Origin of the sequence: Actinocatenispora comari (assembly GCF_017312725.1) — a bacterium.
GTDB classification, from domain to species: Bacteria; Actinomycetota; Actinomycetes; order Mycobacteriales; family Micromonosporaceae; genus Actinocatenispora; species Actinocatenispora comari.
The window spans coordinates 16,569-33,435 of record NZ_BOPO01000128.1; the positions used below are offsets into that span (position 1 = coordinate 16,569).

The window sequence follows — 16,867 nt, forward strand, 5'->3', positions numbered from 1 at the left end:
CGGGCCGGCCCGCGGGGAGGCGGTGCCCGCTCGCGGCGATCACGGATCAGCGGTCACCGGTCAGCCGCGGACGCCGTGGATCATCGCGGCCGCGTACCCGCGGGCCGCGTCCCGGGTGACCCGCTCCGGCGGCAGGGAGAGCAGCGCGAGCAGCGCACCCCCGTACAGCGCCTGCAGCGTGGGCACCGCGGCCGGCGGGATCGGCAGCTCGTACTCCCGGTGGTACGCGGCGGTGTCCTGGGCGGCCCGGGCGACCAGCGCGCCGAGCGTGTCGGCGAGTTCGGGGCGGCGGCGCAGCTCGCCCTGGAGTTCGAAGATCGCCAGGTAGCGGTCGCGTTCGGCGGTGGCCGCGTGCAGCAGCGAGCCGGCGATCAGGTCGACCGCCTCGGCGAGCGTGCCGCGCCGCCGCCGGCCGCCGCGGGCCTGCTCGGTCTGGCTGTGCATGTCCTCGTGGTGGCGCTCGACGAGCTGTTCGGCGACCGCGACGAGCAGCGCGTCCCGGCTGGGGAAGTAGTTGGAGGTGGTACCGGCCGGCACCCCGGCCTGCCGGTCGACCGAGCGGTGGGTGAGCCCGTGCAGCCCCTGCGCGACGACCAGTTCGGTCGCCGCGGTCGCCAGCGCGCGGCGGCGGGCGGCGTTGGGTGGTGGCACCCGCCCAGCGTATGGCACCATCGATGTACAACGATCGTAGTGAATGGAAATCGATCATGGACATCTGCGTGGTGGGCGCCGGCATCGGCGGACTCGCCCTGGCACACGGGTTGCTCGCCGACGGCCACCGGGTTCGGGTGCTGGAACGCGCGGCCGGCCCCACCCGCGGCGGCGCCGCGGTGACGATCTTCAGCAACGGCGCCGCCGCCCTCGCCGGCCTCGGCGTTACCGACGGCGCGGCGCCCGGGGCGCCGATCGAGACGCTGACCTCGGTCGACGCGTACGGCCGGCGCATCATGCGGGCCGACCTCACCGTGCTGTGGCGGCGTACCGGCCACCAGGTGCGAACGATGCCGCGGGCCGAGCTGATCGACCGCCTCACCGCCGGCCTGCCCGCCGGCACCGTCCGGTACGACGCGGCCGTCGAGTCGGTGCGGGCCGGCGCGGACGGCGCCGAGGTGGGGTCCGCGGCCGGCACCGAGCGGTACGACGTGGTGGTCGGCGCCGACGGGCACCGGTCCGCGGTGCGGCGCAGCGTGCTCGGGCCGGCGCCGGCCGACGAGGTCGGCTGGGACACCTGGCAGGGGCTCACCGAGGTACTGCCGTCGATCGCCGCCGGTCGCACCGGACTACTCGCCGTCGGTACCGCCGGGCTGGTCGGGATGATGCCGGCCGGGCAGGGGCGCACCCAGTGGTGGTTCGACGTCCGCCGGGGTGCCGGGCCGGAACCGGCCGACGTCGGCACGGTCGACTGGCTGCGGCGCCGCTTCGCCCGGTACGCCGAGCCGGTGCCGGAGCTGCTCGCCGGCATCGCCGACGCCGACGTCGGGCGCTACCCGCACGTGCTGCACCGGGTCCCGGACCGCTGGGGCGAGGGGCCGGTGACGCTGCTGGGGGACGCGGCGCACGTGTTCCCGCCGTCCCAGGCGCAGGGCGCGAACCAGGCGCTGGAGGACGCCTGGCTGCTGCGCCGGGCGCTGCAGGGTGCGTCCGGGGATGCCGCGACCGCGCTCCGCCGGTACGAGCGGGCGCGGGTGCCGCACGTGCGGCTGGTGTCCCGGATGGCGGCGTCGGAGCGCACCAACCTGCCGGTGTCGCCGCCGCTGGCGCTGCTCGCCCGGCTCACCCCGCCGCGCGCCGGCGGGTACGCCTACCTGCGGCTGCTCCACCGTTTCAGCAGCGTGCTGGCGAACGAACGGCCCTGATCCGACCGCGGCACGGCGCGCGAGGCGCCACCCGCGACACCGGCCGCACCGGCGCAGCGATGAGTACCACGCGGCGGGGTCGTCTGTACCGGCATGCGGACGAGCGGGCCGGACTTCCCGGCGATCTGGCAGGTGTTGGACGGGCAGGTGGCGACCGGACGGCTGCCCGGCTACGTGGCGGCGGTACGGATCCGGGGTGAGGTCGCGGTGCGCGCGGGCGGCCGTACCGCGATCGAGCCGGGCAGCGCGCCGATGACGGCGGACACCCAGTTCCGGATCGCCTCGGTGACCAAGCCGATCGGCGCCGCCCTCACCCTCGCGCTGATCGACGACGGCGTGTTCGGGCTGGACGACCCGGTGACCGGGTGGCTGCCCGAGCTCGCCGACCACCGGGTGCTGACCGCACCGGACGCGCCGCTGTCCAGCACCGTCCCGGCGGTACGGGCGATCACCGTGCGGGACCTGCTCACCATGCGCAGCGGCTGGGGCGTGATCTTCGAGCCCACCCCGTTGCAGCGCGAGATGGCCCGGCGGCAGGTGTCACCGGGGCCGCTGACGCCGCCGGTGACCGGCGACGAGTTCGTGGCCCGGATCGGCTCGCTGCCCGCCGCCTGTCAACCGGGCGCCGGCTGGCTGTACGACACCAGCATGGATCTGCTCGGCGTGGCGCTGGAGCGGGCCACCGGCGCGTCGCTGGTACGGCTGGTCGCGGACCGGATCGCCGGGCCGCTCGGGCTGACCTCGACCGGTTTCTGGGCGGCCGACCCGACGCGACTGGCGACCGCGTACCTGCCGGGGCCGGACGGGCCCACCGTGCTCGACCCGCCGGACGGCGTGTTCGCCGCGGAGCCGGCGTTCCGGGAGCTGAGCTCCGGGTTGGTGTCGACCGCGCCGGACCTGCTGCGCTGCTTCACCGCGCTGGCCGACGGCGGCGTGCCGATCCTGCCCGCGGCGTCCGTCGCGGCGATGACCACCGACGCGATCACCGCGCAGCAGCGGGCCCAGGGCGTACCGATCCTGAGCGCCGCCCAGTCCTGGGGCCTGGGTACCGGGGTGGAGATCGCCGCGGTGGAGCCGTGGCAGGCGGCCGGCGCCTGGGGCTGGGACGGCGGTACGGGCACGACGGTACGGGTCGACCCGAGCCGCGAGCTGGTCGGCGTGCTGCTCACCCAGCGGGGCATGGCCGGCCCGCAGGACGGCTTCGACACCTTCTGGTCGGCCGTCGCCGCCGCCTGCTGACGCGCCGGCGATCAGCACCGGTCGCCGGCCCGGTTCAGCTGGGGTGCTGTGCGACCTGGGCGACGAGGTCGGCGATCCGCGCCGGGGTGAGGCCGACCGGGAACATGCTGAGCTTGGCCAGCGGCAGCGAGCGGGCCAGCGCGACCAGGGCCGGGTCGAGCGGCTGCCCGTCGAGCGCCGGGGCGAGCGCGGCGGTGAACAGCGGGCCGCCGACCGGATGCGCCAGCCACTCGGTGACCGTGGACATCGGACCGACCGGCGGCACGTACCCGTCGCCCGGGGTGGTCAACTCGGCGCGCAGCCGGATGTCCCGGGACGAGGCGCCGAGTTCGACGGTGAACCCGCCCGCGACGATCTGCCAGTCGCCCCGCGGTACCGACCATTCGGCCAGGTCCCGCGGGGCGAGCTCGAACCGGACCGGGGCCGACTCGCCCGGCGCGAGCGCCACCTTGGCGAAGCCGCGCAGCTCGTGCCGCGGCCGGTCGCCGGGGAACGCGTCGCCGGTCATGGCGGGGAACGCCACGTACAGCTGGGCGACCTCGTGGCCGAACCGGTCGCCGGTGTTGGTCACCGTCGCCTCGACCCGCCACCGGTTCTCGCCGGCGGCCCGCACGTCCAGGTCGTGGTACTCGAACGTGGTGTAGCTCAGGCCGTGCCCGAACGGGTACGCCACCTCGCGCTCGACGGTGTCGAAGTAGCGGTAACCGACGTAGCGGCCCTCGCCGTACCGGACGTGCCCGTCCCGCCCCGGGAAGTGCAGGTACGACGGGGTGTCGGCGAGCCGCAGCGGGATGGTCTCGGTGAGCCGGCCGGCCGGCGCGTGCACCCCGAACAGCAACTGGGCGAGCGCGGTACCGCCGGCCTGGCCGGGCAGGAAACCGGCCAGGATCGCCGTCGTGTCCCACCAGCCGTCCGGCGCCAGCACGCCGCCGCCGGCCAGTACCAGCACGACCCGGGTGCCGGTGCCGGTGACGCGGCGCAGCAGGTCGAGCTGGTCGGCGGGCAGGTCGATACTCGTCCGGTCGACACCCTCGGACTCGGCGGCGTCCGGCAGGCCGAGGAACAGCACGGCGACGTCGGCGCCGGCCGCGGCGCCGACCGCGGCGGCGGCCAGCTCGGCATCGGCCGTACCGTCGAGGTGGTAGCCGGCGGCGAACGTCAGCTCGGTGCGCTCGCCGGCGAGCCGTCGCAGCTCCGGCCAGGCGGCGTCCAGCCTCGTCGGCGTCACGTGCGAGCTGCCGCCGCCCTGGTAGCGGGGTGTGCGGGCGAGCTCGCCGAGCACCGCGATCCGTTGCGCCGCAGCGGGGTCCAGCGGCAGCAGCGCGCCGTCGTTCTTCAGCAGCACCGCGCTGGAGCGGGCCACCTCGGCGGCCAGCGCATGATGCGCGTCGACGTCCCACCCCGGCGTACCGGCACGGGCTGCGTCCGCCGGCGCGGCGTGCTCGGCGTCGGGCTTCGTCCCGACACCCGCGGCGTGCTCGGCGTCGGGCTTCGTCCCGGCGCCCGCGGCGTGCTCGGCATCGGGCTTCGTCCCGACACCTGCGGCGTCCTCGGCGTCGGGCTTCGTCCCGGCACCCGCGGCGTGGGGCGTCGTCGCGTACCGGTGGGCGAGGGCGGCGACCCGGCCGGCCGCGGTGGCCACCGCCCCGGCACTCAACCGTCCATCGTGGACGGCGTCGACGATCTGCTCGTCGGTACCGGTCGGCGGCATCTCCAGGTCGAGCCCGGCGGCCAGCGCCGCGACCCGGTCGTTCACCGCACCCCAGTCGGACACCACCACGCCGTCGAAGCCCCACTCGTCGCGCAGCAGCGCGGTCAGCAGCCACCGGAGCTGGCTCGCGTACGTGCCGTTGAGCTTGTTGTAGGAGCACATCACGGCGGCCGGCCGGGCCTCCCGCACGATCCGTTCGAACGCCGGCAGGTAGATCTCGCGCAGCGTCTGCTCGTCCACGTCGGCGTCGACCCGCAGCCGGTCGGTCTCCTGGTTGTTCGCCGCGAAGTGCTTGACGCAGGCGCCCACCCCGCCGGACTGGATGCCGGTGACCAGCGCGGCGCCGAGCACGCCCGCGTGGTACGGGTCCTCGGCGAAGTACTCGAAGTTGCGGCCGCACAGCGGCGACCGCTTGATGTTCACACCGGGCCCGAGGATCACACCGACACCGAGGGCGCGCGCCTCGACCGCGAGCGCGGCGCCGACCCGGCGGGCCAGCTCCGGATCCCAGGAGCAGCCGAGCGTCACGGCCGGCGGAAAGCAGGTGGCGGGGATGCTCTCGCTGATCCCGAGCTCGTCGGCGGAGTCCGGGTCGGGGCGGCGGATGCCGTGCGGCCCGTCCGAGACGGTCAACGCCGGTACCGCGCCGGGCACCGCGACGGTCTCCCACATCCCCGCGCCGGAGGTCAGCGACGCCTGTTCGGCCAGGCTGAGTTCGCGCACCATCGACCGCCCCTTCCGTGGGTACCGCCGCGAGCCGCAGCGGTACCCGCAGCATGACCGGCCCGCAGCCCACCCGCAACGATCCCGCCGCGCAGCCTGCACCCCGGCCCGCGGTCGGCGCGGGTCAGGGCACGGTGGCGCGGCGCGGGGGTGCCAGGTTCCGGCGGGCCGCGCCGGCCAGGTCACGGGCACGTTCCAGCAGCGTGTAGTCGTGCCGGGCGGCGCCGGCGGCGACCGCGGCGTCCAGGTCGTGGTCGTACCGCTGGAGCAGGGTGTCGAAGTCCCGGCGCACCGGCTCGTACGCCTCGTAGCCGAACGACCGGTGCAGCCGCGGGAACAGCGGCTTGTACAGCCTTGCCCGCTCGTGCAGCCCGGACGAGTAGGACAGCGGGTTCTTCGGCCGCCGCAGCACGTAGTCGGGCAGCACGTCGGCGAACGCCTGCCGGACGATCCACTTCTCCCGGCCGTCCCGCCGCTTCAGCTCGACCGGCAACCGCATCGCCAGCCGTACCAGCGCCAGGTCCAGGAACGGGATGCGGGTCTCGACGCCCTGTCCCATGCTGGCCCGGTCCACCCGCTGCAGTTCGGTGCGGCACAGGTTGCGGATCTTGTGCAGGAACAGCCGGCGCGCCGCCGCCGGGCCGACCCGGTGGTACATGTCGTAGCCGCCGAACAGCTCGTCCGAGCCGTCGCCGGTGAGGACCACCTTGACGCCGGCGTCCCGGATCCGGCGGAACAGCGGTACCGACACGACCGCGTTGATGATGTCGCCGTACTCGGTCAGCTCGCCGATCCGGACCGCCTCGCGGATCTCGGCGAGCCGTACCTGCCGCGGGTCGAGCTCGATCACCTCGTGCGGTACGCCGAGGTCGGCGGTGACCCGGCGGGCGTAGTCCAGGTCCTCGCTGCCGGGCGCGCCGATGGTGAACGCGACGCAGTCCGGATGCCACCGCTGGACGTGCAGCAACGTGAGCGTGCTGTCCAGCCCGCCGGAGAGCACCACGCCGACGGTCAGGTCGGTGTCCAGCCGTACCCGGATGCTGTCGCGCAGCGTCTCGCGCACCGCGGCGGCGGCCTGGTCCACGTCGGTGATCGGCGACTCGTCGGCGCCCAGCGCGAGCAGGTCGACGTACGGTGCGAGCTTCGGCGGCTCGCCCGGGGCCGCCCAGCCGTGCTCGCCGGGGCCCACCTCGGTGATCCGGCCACCCGCCGGTACCAGCGCCTTCACCTCGGAGCCGACGTGCAGCCGGCCGCCCTCGGCTGACCAGTACAGCGGCTTGACGCCGAGCGGGTCGCGGGCCAGGTAGGTGCGCCGGGTGGGCAGTTCGACGATCGCGAACGCGTACTCGCCGCGCAGCCGGTGCACCGCCGTCTCGCCCCAGGCGAGGAACGCCTCCAGCACCACCTCGGTGTCCGACTCGGTCCGCAGCGGCCGGCCCAGCCGGACCAGCTCGGCGTGCAGCTCACGGTGGTTGAAGACCTCGCCGTTGTAGCAGAGCAGGTACCGCCCGTCGGCCGACAGCCACGGCTGCACGGCGCGTTCCCGGTCGACGATGTGCAACCGCTGGGTACCGGCCAGCACGTCGCCGTGCCGGAGCAGTTCGGTGGTCTCGCCGCGCGGCACGATCGCGCCGATCATCCGCCGGAACGTCGTCTCGTCGGCGCCGGCGCCGACGGTCACCACGATGCCGCACACGTCAGCCGCCCAGCGCCGCGTCGAAGTCCCGGCGCAGCGCGGGCAGCGCCGCCGGGCTGAGGCACACGTGCCAGACCTGCCCCTCGTCGATCACGTTGATCTGGCCGGCGTCCTGCCGGGCCAGCAGCTCGGCGGCGAGCACGTGCCGCGCCCCGTACCGGCCGTACCAGGCGAGTTCGACGTCGACCGCGTAGCCGGAGCAGTGCGCCGACGCCGGCATGGTCGGGTACCCGAGCCGGGTCAGCCGGTCCTGGTGCCGGGTGCTGCGGGCCAGGCTGGTCACCCACAGCGGCGGGGTACCGGCCGGAGCCAGCTCGGCGAACCGGCGGGCGACCTGGTTGAGCAGCGCCACCGCCTCCGGCCGGGTCCGCGGGTACCGGAGGCCGGCCGTGCTCGGCGCCCGCTCCGGCCACAGGCCGCGCCCCACCGCGCGCCGGTGCGCCGACCGGATCGCCCGGCCGACCAGGTTCGTCGGCTGCCGCCGGTACCGGAAGCCCAGCCGGCCGGCGCGGCGCAGCGGGTCGAGGTCGACCAGGTCGGGCGCGGCGGTGAGCTCGGCGCCGGACGGGTACGCGGGCGACCGGCCCCACCACAGCGCGTCGATCTGGGCCAGCAGCTGCACCCGCACCAGCGGTACCAGCTCACCGGGTCGCCGCAGCACCGCGTGCAGCAGGTCACCGAGTACCGCGTGGCGGCCGCGCGGCGTGGCCGCGAGCAGGCCCGCGTACACCGGTTCGGCCAGCCGCCGGGTCAGGATCGCCGTCGCCGCGCCGGTGCGGTCCGGACCGGCGTATCCGGCCAGTTCGTCGAGCAGCTCGGTGACCGCGGCCCGGTAGGCCGGTACGTCCGGTCTGGGTACCGGTGGCGCGGCGCGGCGTCGTCGGCGGACCGGCCGCAGCCCAGGTGCCGGTCGCAGGTCCTGCTTCGGTGATCCCATGCCTTGCTCCCCGTGGACGATCCCGCTGTGGAGGACCCGGCGGTGGGCCGGGTCCCGGTGGACGGTGCCTCCGTGGTCGAGACGAGCACGCTTACGAAAGTAACAATGCGTATCCGAATTATCTCAATTTGTAGTCAACTGGCGTGTCGGCCGGTGAGTCGGGCGCGCACCAGGTCGGACATCGCCCGTACCTCCGGGATATGCACGAACCGGGCGGCGAGCCAGCCCGCGGCCAGCCCGGCGGCGGTACCGGCGAGCACGGCGAGCAGCGAGCCCGGCACCCCGCGGCCGGCCACCGCCGTCACCGCGGCCACCGCCGCCGCACCCGCCGCCGCGCCGAACGCCGACAGCAGGGCCAGCCGGGCGACGGTCCGACCGACCCGGCCGGAACCGAGCGGACCGAACCGGTGCCGCAGCCACAGCCGCCCCAGCACCAGCCCGACCAGCTGCACCCCGCCGTACGCCACCGCGAGGCCGGCCACTACGTGTCCCGGCGCCAGCAGCCGCGGTACCAGCAGGCAGGCCGGGACCAGCACCGCGGCCATCGCCGCGTTGATCCACGCCGGTGTGCGGGCGTCCTTGAGCGCGTAGCAGACCTGCCGCTGCAGCGTCCCGATCGCCATCGGGACCAGCCCGAACGCCGACACCGCGAGGACCGTACCGACGGTGCGGGCGGACGCCGGCGACACCTCACCGCGGGCGAACACCACCGTGGACAGCGCCGGCCCCAGCACGATCAGCGCGGCCGTCACCGGTACCAGCGCCACCGCGGTGAGCCGGCTGCCCAGTGACAGGTCGGCGAGCAACCCGGCCGTGTCGCCGGCCGCCGCGGCCCGGCTCATCCGGGGCAGCAGCGCGGTCAGCAACGCGACGCCGATGATCCCGTACGGCATCTGCAGCAGCAGGTGCGCGTTGGCGTACACGGCGGAGCCGACGCCGGACGCCCGGCCCGCGGTGTTCGCCGCCGACGTGATCACCAGGTAGCCGGCCTGGCTGATCGCCGCGTCGACCAGCACCCAGGCGCCCAGCCGGCCGGCCTCGGCCAGCCCCGCGGCGCGCCAGTCGAACCGCCACCGCCAGCGCAGCCCCACCCGCCGCAGCGCCGGCAGCAGCACCGCCGCCTGCGCCGCGATGCCCACCGTGGTACCGATGCCGAGCAGCCACGCGCCGCCGGCGGGCATGCCCGCCGGGGTCAGCTCGCCGGCGCCGCGCAGCAGCACGAACGCCACGCAGGTACCGATCACGACGAGGTTGTTGAGCACCGGCGACCAGGCCGGTGGACCGAACACGCCGCGGCTGTTGAGCACCGCGCCGAGTGCGCCGTAGATCGCGTAGAACACGATCTCGACCAGCATGATCCGGGTGAGCAGGGTGGTCAGGGCGACCTGCGCCGGATCGTCGCGGATGCCGTACAGCCAGGTCAGCGCCGGCGCGGCGAGCACCGCGAGCAGCGTCACCGCGGTCACCGCGACCACGATCAGGGTGAGCAACCGCTGGGTGTACGCGTCCCCGCCGTCGCCGTCCCGGCGCCGCGCGTGCACCAGCAGCGGCACCACCACGCTGCTGAGCAGCCCGCCGAGCAGCAGCTCGTAGATCAGCGTGGGCAGCAGGTTGGCGGTGTTGTACGCGTCGCCGACCAGGCCGAAGCCGATCGCCGCGGCCAGCGCGGCGGTACGCAGGAAGCCGGTCGCCCGGGAGACCGCGCTGCCGAGCGCCATCACCCCGGTCGCCCGGCCGAGTCCGGCGGCGCCGGCCCGCGTCACGACGGCCACGGGCACCGATCGTAGTTCGACAATTACTCTTTGTCGGGCGAAGGCGGACGCTCGACGGTGACCCCGCAGGTACGAAATGTGACGTTCGGCCGGGAAACCGCACAGCGGGCAACCCCGGCGCGGTGCCGCCGGTACGACGATGTTCACTGTTTCGCGTGTCTCACCTGACCCCCTACGTGGAGCTGAGCCGCGCGCAATGGCGCACGCTGCGCAGGTCCACCCCGCTCCGGCTGACCGCCGACGAACTGTCCCGCCTGCAGGGCCTCGGCGACGTGGTCTCGCTGGACGAGGTCGCCGACGTGTACCTGCCGCTGTCCCGGCTGCTGAACCTGCAGGTCGCCGCGCGACAGCGGCTCAACGAGGCGACCCGGGTGTTCCTCGGCGAGACGCCGGCGCCGGTGCCGTTCGTGATCGGCATCGCCGGCAGCGTCGCGGTCGGCAAGTCGACCATCGCCCGCCTGCTGCGCACCCTGCTCGCCCAGTGGCCGGACCACCCGCGCGTCGACCTGATCACCACCGACGGCTTCCTGCTGCCCAACGCGGAGCTGAAGCGGCGCGGACTGATGGAGCGCAAGGGGTTCCCGGAGAGCTACGACCGGCGGGCGCTGGTCCGGTTCGTCACCGACGTCAAGTCCGGCCAGGCCGAGGTCGCCGCCCCGGTGTACTCGCACCTGACGTACGACATCGTGCCGGGCGAGCGGAACGTGATCCGGCAACCGGACATCCTGCTGGTCGAGGGGCTCAACGTGCTGCAGCCGGCGCAACGGCTCGCCGTCGCCGACCTGTTCGACTTCTCCCTGTACGTCGACGCGCACGCCGACGACATCCGGCGCTGGTACGTGGAGCGGTTCCTCAAGCTGCGGCAGACCGCGTTCGCCGACCCCGCGTCGTACTTCCACCGGTTCGCGGCGCTGTCCGACGAGCAGGCCGTGCAGACCGCGACCGGCATCTGGTCGGCGATCAACGAGCCGAACCTGGTCGACAACATCCGCCCCACCCGGCCGCGCGCCACCCTGGTGCTGCAGAAGGGCCCGGATCACTCGGTCGAACGGGTCCGCCTGCGCAAGCTGTAGCCCCACCGGGCGTCGCGACATCGAACAGGTGTTCGATAGAGTGCCTGGTCATGACGGTGGTACGGGGCTGGTGGAACGGGCAGGACGATCCCGTGCGACGGCAGCAGGTGGTGATCCACGAACGGTCCGGCCGCTGGCGAGTCGACCACCTCGGCCCGCGCGAGTCGTACGAGTACGTGTCCTGCGCCGACCCGCGCCAGGCCGACGCCGAGGCGGCCCGGTTCCTCGCCCGCGGCACCGGCTGGCGCCCGCTGACCTGAGCCGCCGGAGCCGGTGGCTTCGGGCGGCCCCGCAGCGCTGGCGGGAACCCCGGGCGGCGGATCCCGCGGCGCTGGCGGGCCGCTGGGCCCGGATCCGGCAGCGCTGGCGGCTCCCGGCTACCGCCCGGGCGGGGCGCCCGCGCACGCTGGCATGCTGGCGGGATGGCACTGCCGCGCTGCGCGATCCTGGACGACTACCAGCACGTCGCCCTGACCTCGACCGACTGGTCGCCGCTGGACGGCCGGGTCGAGCTCGACCGGTTCGACCGGCCGCTGGCCCCGGACGAGCTGGTCGACGCGCTGCGCGGGCACCAGATCGTGGTGGCGATGCGGGAACGCACGCCGTTCCCGGCGGCCGTGTTCGACGCGCTGCCCGAGCTGCGGATGCTGGTCACCACCGGGATGCGCAACGCGTCGATCGACCTGACCGCCGCGGCCGCGCACGGGGTCACGGTCTGCGGCACCCGGGGCAGCAGCACCGCGACCGCGGAACTGACCTGGGCGCTGATCCTCGGCCTGGCCCGCAACCTGGTCGACGAGGCGAACGGGATGCGGGCCGGCGACTGGCAGCGCGGCATCGGCCTGGAGCTGCGCGGCCGTACCCTCGGGCTGCTCGGGCTCGGCCGGCTGGGCGGCGCGGTCGCCGCGGTCGGGCAGGCGTTCGGCATGGACGTGCTCGCCTGGAGCCCGCACCTCACGCCGGAGCGGGCCGCGGCCGGCGGCGCCCGGCTCGCCGCCGACGCCACCGCGCTGTTCGCCGACAGCGACGTGGTGTCGGTCCACCTGGTGCTGTCCGATGCGACCCGCGGCCTGGTCGACGAGCGGCTGCTGCGCGCGATGCGGCCCACCGGGTACCTGGTGAACACCTCCCGGGGGCCGATCGTGGACCGGGCCGCGCTGCTGCGGGCGCTGCGCGCGGGTTGGCTCGCCGGCGCCGGTCTCGACGTGTACGACGTCGAACCGCTCCCCGCCGACGACGAGCTGCGCCGGCTGCCGAACGTCCTCGCCACCCCGCACGTCGGGTACGTGACCCGGGAGACCTACGCGACGTTCTACGGCGACGCGGTCGCCGACGTGCTCGGCTGGCTGGACGGCGAGCCGGTCCGCGTCCTCGGCTGACCCGTCCGTACCGCGCGCCCCGGACCGCCGGCACCGGGCGGCCAGCCCCGGTACCGCGCGGCCGGCGCCGGGAGCGGGCGGCCGGCGCCGGTACCGGCGTTTGCGGCGCGGTGCACCCCGGCGCCAACTAGCGTGGTACGGGGGTGCGGCATGCGGATCGAGGACTACGCGCTGATCGGCGACCTGCAGACGGCCGCGCTGGTGGGGCGCAACGGATCGGTCGACTGGCTGTGCCTGCCGCGGTTCGACTCGGCGGCCTGCTTCGCCGCACTGCTCGGCGAGCCGACGCACGGCCGCTGGCTGATCGCCCCGGCCGCCCCGGTGACCCGCACCTCCCGGCGGTACCGGGACGGCACGCTGATCCTGGAGACAGACCTGGAGACGGCGGACGGCGCGGTCCGGCTGATCGACTTCATGCCGCCGCGCGAGCCCGGCGCCCGGCCGCAGCTGACCCGGATCGTGCAGGGGCTGCGCGGCCGGGTGCGGGTGCAGGTCGAGCTGGTGGTGCGGTTCGAGTACGGGTCGGTCGTGCCCTGGGTGCAGCGGGTGCCGGACGGGGTCGTCGCGCAGGCCGGACCGGATGCGCTGCACCTCGCCACCTCGGTACCGCTGCACGGGCACGAGCTGACCACGGTCGGCGAGTTCGAGCTCGCGGCGGGCGGCGCGGAGCGGTTCATGCTGACCTGGTTCCCGCCGTACGAGCCGCCCGGCCTGGTGGAGGACGCCTACTCGGCGCTGGCCCGGACCGAACGGTGGTGGCGGGACTGGTCCGGCCGGTGCGGCTACACCGGCGCGTACGGCGACGAGGTGTTGCGGTCGTTGATCGTGCTGAAGGCGTTGACGGACCGGCAGACCGGCGCGGTACTGGCCGCGCCGACGACGTCGCTGCCGGAGGAGCTCGGCGGCGAACGCAACTGGGACTACCGCTACACCTGGCTGCGCGACTCGGTACTGGCGCTCAACGCGCTGCTCGCCGGCGGCTACACCGACGAGGCGCGGGCGTTCGCCGACTGCGTGTTCCGCGCCACCGCGGGCCATCCGGAGCAGATGCAGATCATGTACGGGATCGCCGGCGAGCGGCGGCTCGCCGAGTACGAGCTGGACCACCTGCCCGGCTACGAGGGCTCCCGGCCGGTGCGGGTCGGCAACGCCGCCGCCGGCCAGTTCCAGCTGGACGTGTACGGCGAGGTGCTCGGGGTCGCCGCCGCGGTCGCCGGCCAGGCGGGCCGCTACCCGGACCGACAGTGGCGGCAGCAGCGCAAGCTGCTGGACTACCTGGACGGCGTGTGGCAGCAGCCGGACGACGGGATGTGGGAGTCGCGCGGCCCGCGCCGGCACTACACCCAGTCGAAGCTGATGGCGTGGGTCGCGTTCGACCGGGCCGTCACGATGGCGAACCGGTTCGGGCTGGACGGCCCGGTGCCGAAGTGGGCGGCGACCCGGGACGCGATCCGGGCCGAGATCCTGGACCGTGCCTGGGATCCGCACCGCGAGACGTTCACCCAGTACTACGGGTCGACCGCGCTGGACGCCGGCGTGCTGATGATCCCGCTGGTCGGGCTGCTGCCCGCCGACGACCCGCGGGTGACCTCGACGATCGACGTGGTGCGGGCCGAGCTGGGGCACGACGGGCTGCTGTCGCGCTACTCCACCGACGACACCGACGACGGCCTGGCCGGTACCGAGGGTCAGTTCCTGGCCTGCTCGTTCTGGCTGGTGGATGCGTTGGCACTGAACGGAAGGCGGGACGAGGCACGGGAGCTGTTCGAGCGGCTGCTGGGACTGGCCAACGACGTCGGGCTGTTCGCCGAGGAGTACGACGTGCCGCACGGGCGGCAGGTCGGCAACTTCCCGCAGGCGTTCACCCACCTGGCGCTGATCAACGCCGCCCGGGTGCTCAGCACCGAACACCCGGACCCGTTCGAACGGCGCCCGGTCCCGTCATCGTCCACATGAGACGGTGGGCGGTTGGCGCGCGGGTCAGTGGCGGACCAGACGCCGCCCATTGTCGGTGGTGGGCTCCGCGTAGTCCATTCCGTAGTGGCGGAACGCGCGTTGCTCGTCGGCACCGGACAGCCCCTCGCCGGGCTTGGTGGTCGGCGCGCCCCGCACGTCCTCGTCCGACCAGTCGGCGGTCAGGCCGGCCGGCGCGCTGTGCACCTTGCTTGCCGGTACGAGCACCTGCTTGCTGGAGAACCTGCGTGGCTTGACACACAGGAACACCGGATCGTCGCTGTCGGCGTCGTAGTACACGTCGACCAGCTTGCCGAGCTTGTCGCCGCCGCTGAGCAGCACGTCCAGACCGCGCCACTCACTCGGGTCGATCGAGCGCCGGGATGTCGAGTTGGTCATTGTCTTCTCCGTCCATGGAGGCATGGGCCTCGGTGCCGCGAAACGGCGCCCGAGCTGATGCGCCGGCATCGGGCATCGACACCGAACCGGTGCGGGTGTGGCTCGCTGGGCTCACCCGCGCACAGCAGACGGGTGGCTCGAGCCGGGTCTGAGCCGAACGAGTCGGGCTGGTGATGGCCGTGCACCAAGCACGGGGCTCCATCACCGGCGGCCGTCGGATCGCGTGCCAGCCTGCGCCGACGCACGGGACGATGCCGTGCCGCCGCCCTCCGTCCTGCCTGGCCTCCAGCCACGACACCGGACGGGGGAACGTCTTCGACTCTACTCCGTCCATCGCACGATCGACCGAACGTGTGTTGCATCAATGTGGGGAACCCGCCGTGGCCAGTCCGAGGCCGGCCGAACGGTGAATCCCCCAGGATTCCGGGCGCTCCCCCCAGCGCGCACCGGGCGCATCCCTCCACCGCAAACCGGCCAGCAGCGGGGTCCGGGCCACGGCGGGGTCATGGTTACTGTCCTCCAGCCGAGTGCACAGCGCAACTCGTGAACGGCACAGAGTGCCTCGCGGCGCACCGCCGATCGGCGCCGACCGCATGCCGTCGAAGGAAGTCCGGCGCGGGTGCCGTCGGCTACCGGCGACGGTGCGTGAGGATCGCGCGAAGGTCGGCGTTGCCGGCGGCGACGCTGCGGGCGAGGGCGGTGAGCCCCAGCTGGTGCGCCCGGGCGTAGCCACGGAGCTGGTCGAATGCTTCGTCCATCGACACGCCGCCGCGCTCGGAGATGACGCCCTTCGCCTGCTCGATCGCGATGCGGCTGGTCAGCGCTGCTCGCAGCTGTTGCGAAACGCGTTCGCCCTGGTCGATCGTGCGTTGCTGGAGGATCCCGATCGTGGCGACATCGGCGAACGACTGCCCAAGCCGAGCGGCGTCGGTACCGACCGCGCCAGCGGCGGCGTCGAGCAGGGTGAGTACACCGACGATCCGCTCGTGATACCGCATCGGAAGAGCGTGCACGGCGCGGAATCCGCACTCGCTCGCCGCGGCGCTGAAGCCCGGCCAGCGGCTGGTCTCGGCGCCGAGGTCGGTGCAGACGACCGGTTGTGCGCTGCGGACGCAGTCGATGCACGGGCCGTCGCCGGTCCGTACGGCGAAGCGTTCCAGAAGCTGCGCACCGTGGCCGGAACTCGCCACGACCTGGAGGTCGTCGTCGGGGCCGCGCAGGATGACGGCCGCCGCATCCACGGAGAGCAGGCCGGTGGAGCGCTCGACGAGCATGCTCAGGAAGTCGACGATGTCGAAGTCGGCGACGAGCGTGTCGGCCAGGGCGACGAACGCGCGGGACACGCGGTGTTCTCGACTGTCGGTGGCCTGCTCCGGTGTGGGCGGCATCCGGCGCTCCTTTCGCTCGGGCGGTCAGGCGCCGCGGGTATCGGCGTGGGGAGCCAGCACCTGCGTGGCATCGAGCTCGCCGTTGGCCAGTTCCCCGGCCACGTCGGACAGTCGTCGCCGGTTCACCCGCGCATAGCCGCGCAACAGCGTGTACGCCTCGTGCATGTCCACGCCGCCGCGCTCGGCGAGCACGCCCTTGGCTTGTTCGATGACGGTGCGTCGATGCAGGGTGGCCTGCAGCTGTTCGGAGACGATCTCGTGCCGGGTCACCGCACGTTGCTGCAGGATCCCGATGGTCGCGACGTCGGCCAGGGCCTGCCCGAGCGAGATGCTGTCCGGCTCGACCGGTCCCGATGCCGTCTTGAGCAGGGTCAGCGCGCCGATGACCTCGTCGCGGAGCCGCATCGGAATCGCGCACGCCGCGCCGAACCCGGCGCCCACGGCGAACGCGGCGAACTGCGGCCATCGTTCGGTGTCGGCGGCCAGATCCTCGCTGACCACGAGTCGGCCGGTGCGCACACAGTCCAGGCATGGCCCCTGCCGGGTCTGCGCGGCGAACACCTCGACCAGCCCAGAGGTTTCCGACGATGCGGCCGCGGGACGCCAGCCGCCGCGCTGATCGGCCAGGATCACGCCGGCGGCGTCGACCCTCAGCAGTTCGACGGCCCGCTCGGTCAGCATCCCGAGGAAGTCCAGCACGTCGAAGTCGGCGACCAGGGTGTCGGCCAGCGACACGAACGT

At 74.2% G+C, this 16,867-nt stretch carries 14 protein-coding genes; 6 read left to right on the top strand and 8 right to left on the bottom strand.

The genetic code is table 11. The features are described 5' to 3' along the window. Positions 1–60: 60 nt before the first annotated feature. A complete protein-coding gene (locus tag NUM_RS31040; RefSeq protein WP_207128477.1) occupies positions 61–651 on the bottom strand; it encodes a TetR/AcrR family transcriptional regulator in 591 nt (196 codons plus the stop codon). A 56-nt stretch (positions 652–707) separates the two neighbouring features. On the opposite strand from NUM_RS31040, the gene NUM_RS31045 reads away from it, so the two are divergent. Beyond that, positions 708–1,856: an FAD-dependent oxidoreductase gene (locus NUM_RS31045; RefSeq protein WP_207128478.1), complete on the top strand. Its 1,149-nt coding sequence runs from the start codon at positions 708–710 to the stop codon at positions 1,854–1,856. A gap of 93 nt (positions 1,857–1,949) precedes the next feature. Further along, the gene (locus NUM_RS31050; RefSeq protein ID WP_207128479.1) at positions 1,950–3,095 is read left to right on the top strand and encodes a serine hydrolase domain-containing protein; all 1,146 of its coding nucleotides are present in this window, start codon (positions 1,950–1,952) and stop codon (positions 3,093–3,095) included. Positions 3,096–3,129: 34 nt separating this feature from the next. On the opposite strand, the gene NUM_RS31055 is transcribed toward NUM_RS31050, so the two are convergent. The 4 genes from NUM_RS31055 to murJ all read right to left on the bottom strand — a co-directional run bounded on the left by NUM_RS31055 (position 3,130) and on the right by murJ (position 9,934). After that, positions 3,130–5,532, bottom strand: a complete 2,403-nt coding sequence (locus NUM_RS31055) for a glycoside hydrolase family 3 C-terminal domain-containing protein (protein WP_207128480.1) — start codon at positions 5,530–5,532, stop codon at positions 3,130–3,132. 121 nt (positions 5,533–5,653) lie between these two features. Continuing rightward, entirely contained in the window at positions 5,654–7,225 is a 1,572-nt protein-coding gene (locus NUM_RS31060) for an asparagine synthetase B family protein (RefSeq protein ID WP_207128481.1), read from the bottom strand. A 1-nt stretch (position 7,226) separates the two neighbouring features. Continuing rightward, on the bottom strand, positions 7,227–8,162 hold the full coding sequence (locus tag NUM_RS31065) for a DUF5715 family protein (protein WP_207128482.1): 936 nt from the start codon (positions 8,160–8,162) through the stop codon (positions 7,227–7,229). Between the two features lie 134 nt (positions 8,163–8,296). Then, entirely contained in the window at positions 8,297–9,934 is a 1,638-nt protein-coding gene (gene murJ, locus NUM_RS31070) for a murein biosynthesis integral membrane protein MurJ (RefSeq protein ID WP_207128483.1), read from the bottom strand. A gap of 155 nt (positions 9,935–10,089) precedes the next feature. Between murJ and coaA the strand changes: the two genes are divergently transcribed. From coaA to NUM_RS31090, 4 genes are all read left to right on the top strand, one after another. After that, a complete protein-coding gene (coaA, locus tag NUM_RS31075) occupies positions 10,090–11,007 on the top strand; it encodes a type I pantothenate kinase (protein WP_207128484.1) in 918 nt (305 codons plus the stop codon). Positions 11,008–11,057: 50 nt separating this feature from the next. Then, on the top strand, positions 11,058–11,267 hold the full coding sequence (locus NUM_RS31080; RefSeq protein ID WP_207128485.1) for a hypothetical protein: 210 nt from the start codon (positions 11,058–11,060) through the stop codon (positions 11,265–11,267). 162 nt (positions 11,268–11,429) lie between these two features. After that, entirely contained in the window at positions 11,430–12,386 is a 957-nt protein-coding gene (locus NUM_RS31085; protein WP_207128486.1) for a D-2-hydroxyacid dehydrogenase family protein, read from the top strand. Positions 12,387–12,536: 150 nt separating this feature from the next. Further along, on the top strand, positions 12,537–14,342 hold the full coding sequence (locus tag NUM_RS31090; RefSeq protein ID WP_207128487.1) for a glycoside hydrolase family 15 protein: 1,806 nt from the start codon (positions 12,537–12,539) through the stop codon (positions 14,340–14,342). A gap of 24 nt (positions 14,343–14,366) precedes the next feature. On the opposite strand, the gene NUM_RS31095 is transcribed toward NUM_RS31090, so the two are convergent. The 3 genes from NUM_RS31095 to NUM_RS31105 all read right to left on the bottom strand — a co-directional run bounded on the left by NUM_RS31095 (position 14,367) and on the right by NUM_RS31105 (position 16,861). Further along, a complete protein-coding gene (locus tag NUM_RS31095; RefSeq protein ID WP_207128488.1) occupies positions 14,367–14,738 on the bottom strand; it encodes a PRC-barrel domain-containing protein in 372 nt (123 codons plus the stop codon). 629 nt (positions 14,739–15,367) lie between these two features. After that, positions 15,368–16,126 carry a GAF and ANTAR domain-containing protein gene (locus tag NUM_RS31100; RefSeq protein ID WP_207128489.1) on the bottom strand — a complete coding sequence of 253 codons (759 nt, stop codon included), beginning with the start codon at positions 16,124–16,126 and terminating at the stop codon, positions 15,368–15,370. A gap of 24 nt (positions 16,127–16,150) precedes the next feature. Further along, positions 16,151–16,861, bottom strand: coding sequence for a GAF and ANTAR domain-containing protein (locus NUM_RS31105; RefSeq protein ID WP_225918968.1), 711 nt, complete (start codon positions 16,859–16,861; stop codon positions 16,151–16,153). Between the last annotated feature and the right edge of the window lie 6 nt (positions 16,862–16,867).

Coding starts and splice junctions, on each gene's coding strand:
- NUM_RS31045 (WP_207128478.1), top strand. CDS start 708: ATGGACATCTGCGTGGTGGGCGCCGGCATCGGCGGACTCGCCCTGGCA.
- NUM_RS31050 (WP_207128479.1), top strand. CDS start 1,950: ATGCGGACGAGCGGGCCGGACTTCCCGGCGATCTGGCAGGTGTTGGAC.
- NUM_RS31055 (WP_207128480.1), bottom strand. CDS start 5,532: ATGGTGCGCGAACTCAGCCTGGCCGAACAGGCGTCGCTGACCTCCGGC.
- NUM_RS31065 (WP_207128482.1), bottom strand. CDS start 8,162: ATGGGATCACCGAAGCAGGACCTGCGACCGGCACCTGGGCTGCGGCCG.
- NUM_RS31080 (WP_207128485.1), top strand. CDS start 11,058: ATGACGGTGGTACGGGGCTGGTGGAACGGGCAGGACGATCCCGTGCGA.
- NUM_RS31085 (WP_207128486.1), top strand. CDS start 11,430: ATGGCACTGCCGCGCTGCGCGATCCTGGACGACTACCAGCACGTCGCC.
- NUM_RS31090 (WP_207128487.1), top strand. CDS start 12,537: ATGCGGATCGAGGACTACGCGCTGATCGGCGACCTGCAGACGGCCGCG.
- NUM_RS31095 (WP_207128488.1), bottom strand. CDS start 14,738: ATGACCAACTCGACATCCCGGCGCTCGATCGACCCGAGTGAGTGGCGC.
- NUM_RS31100 (WP_207128489.1), bottom strand. CDS start 16,126: ATGCCGCCCACACCGGAGCAGGCCACCGACAGTCGAGAACACCGCGTG.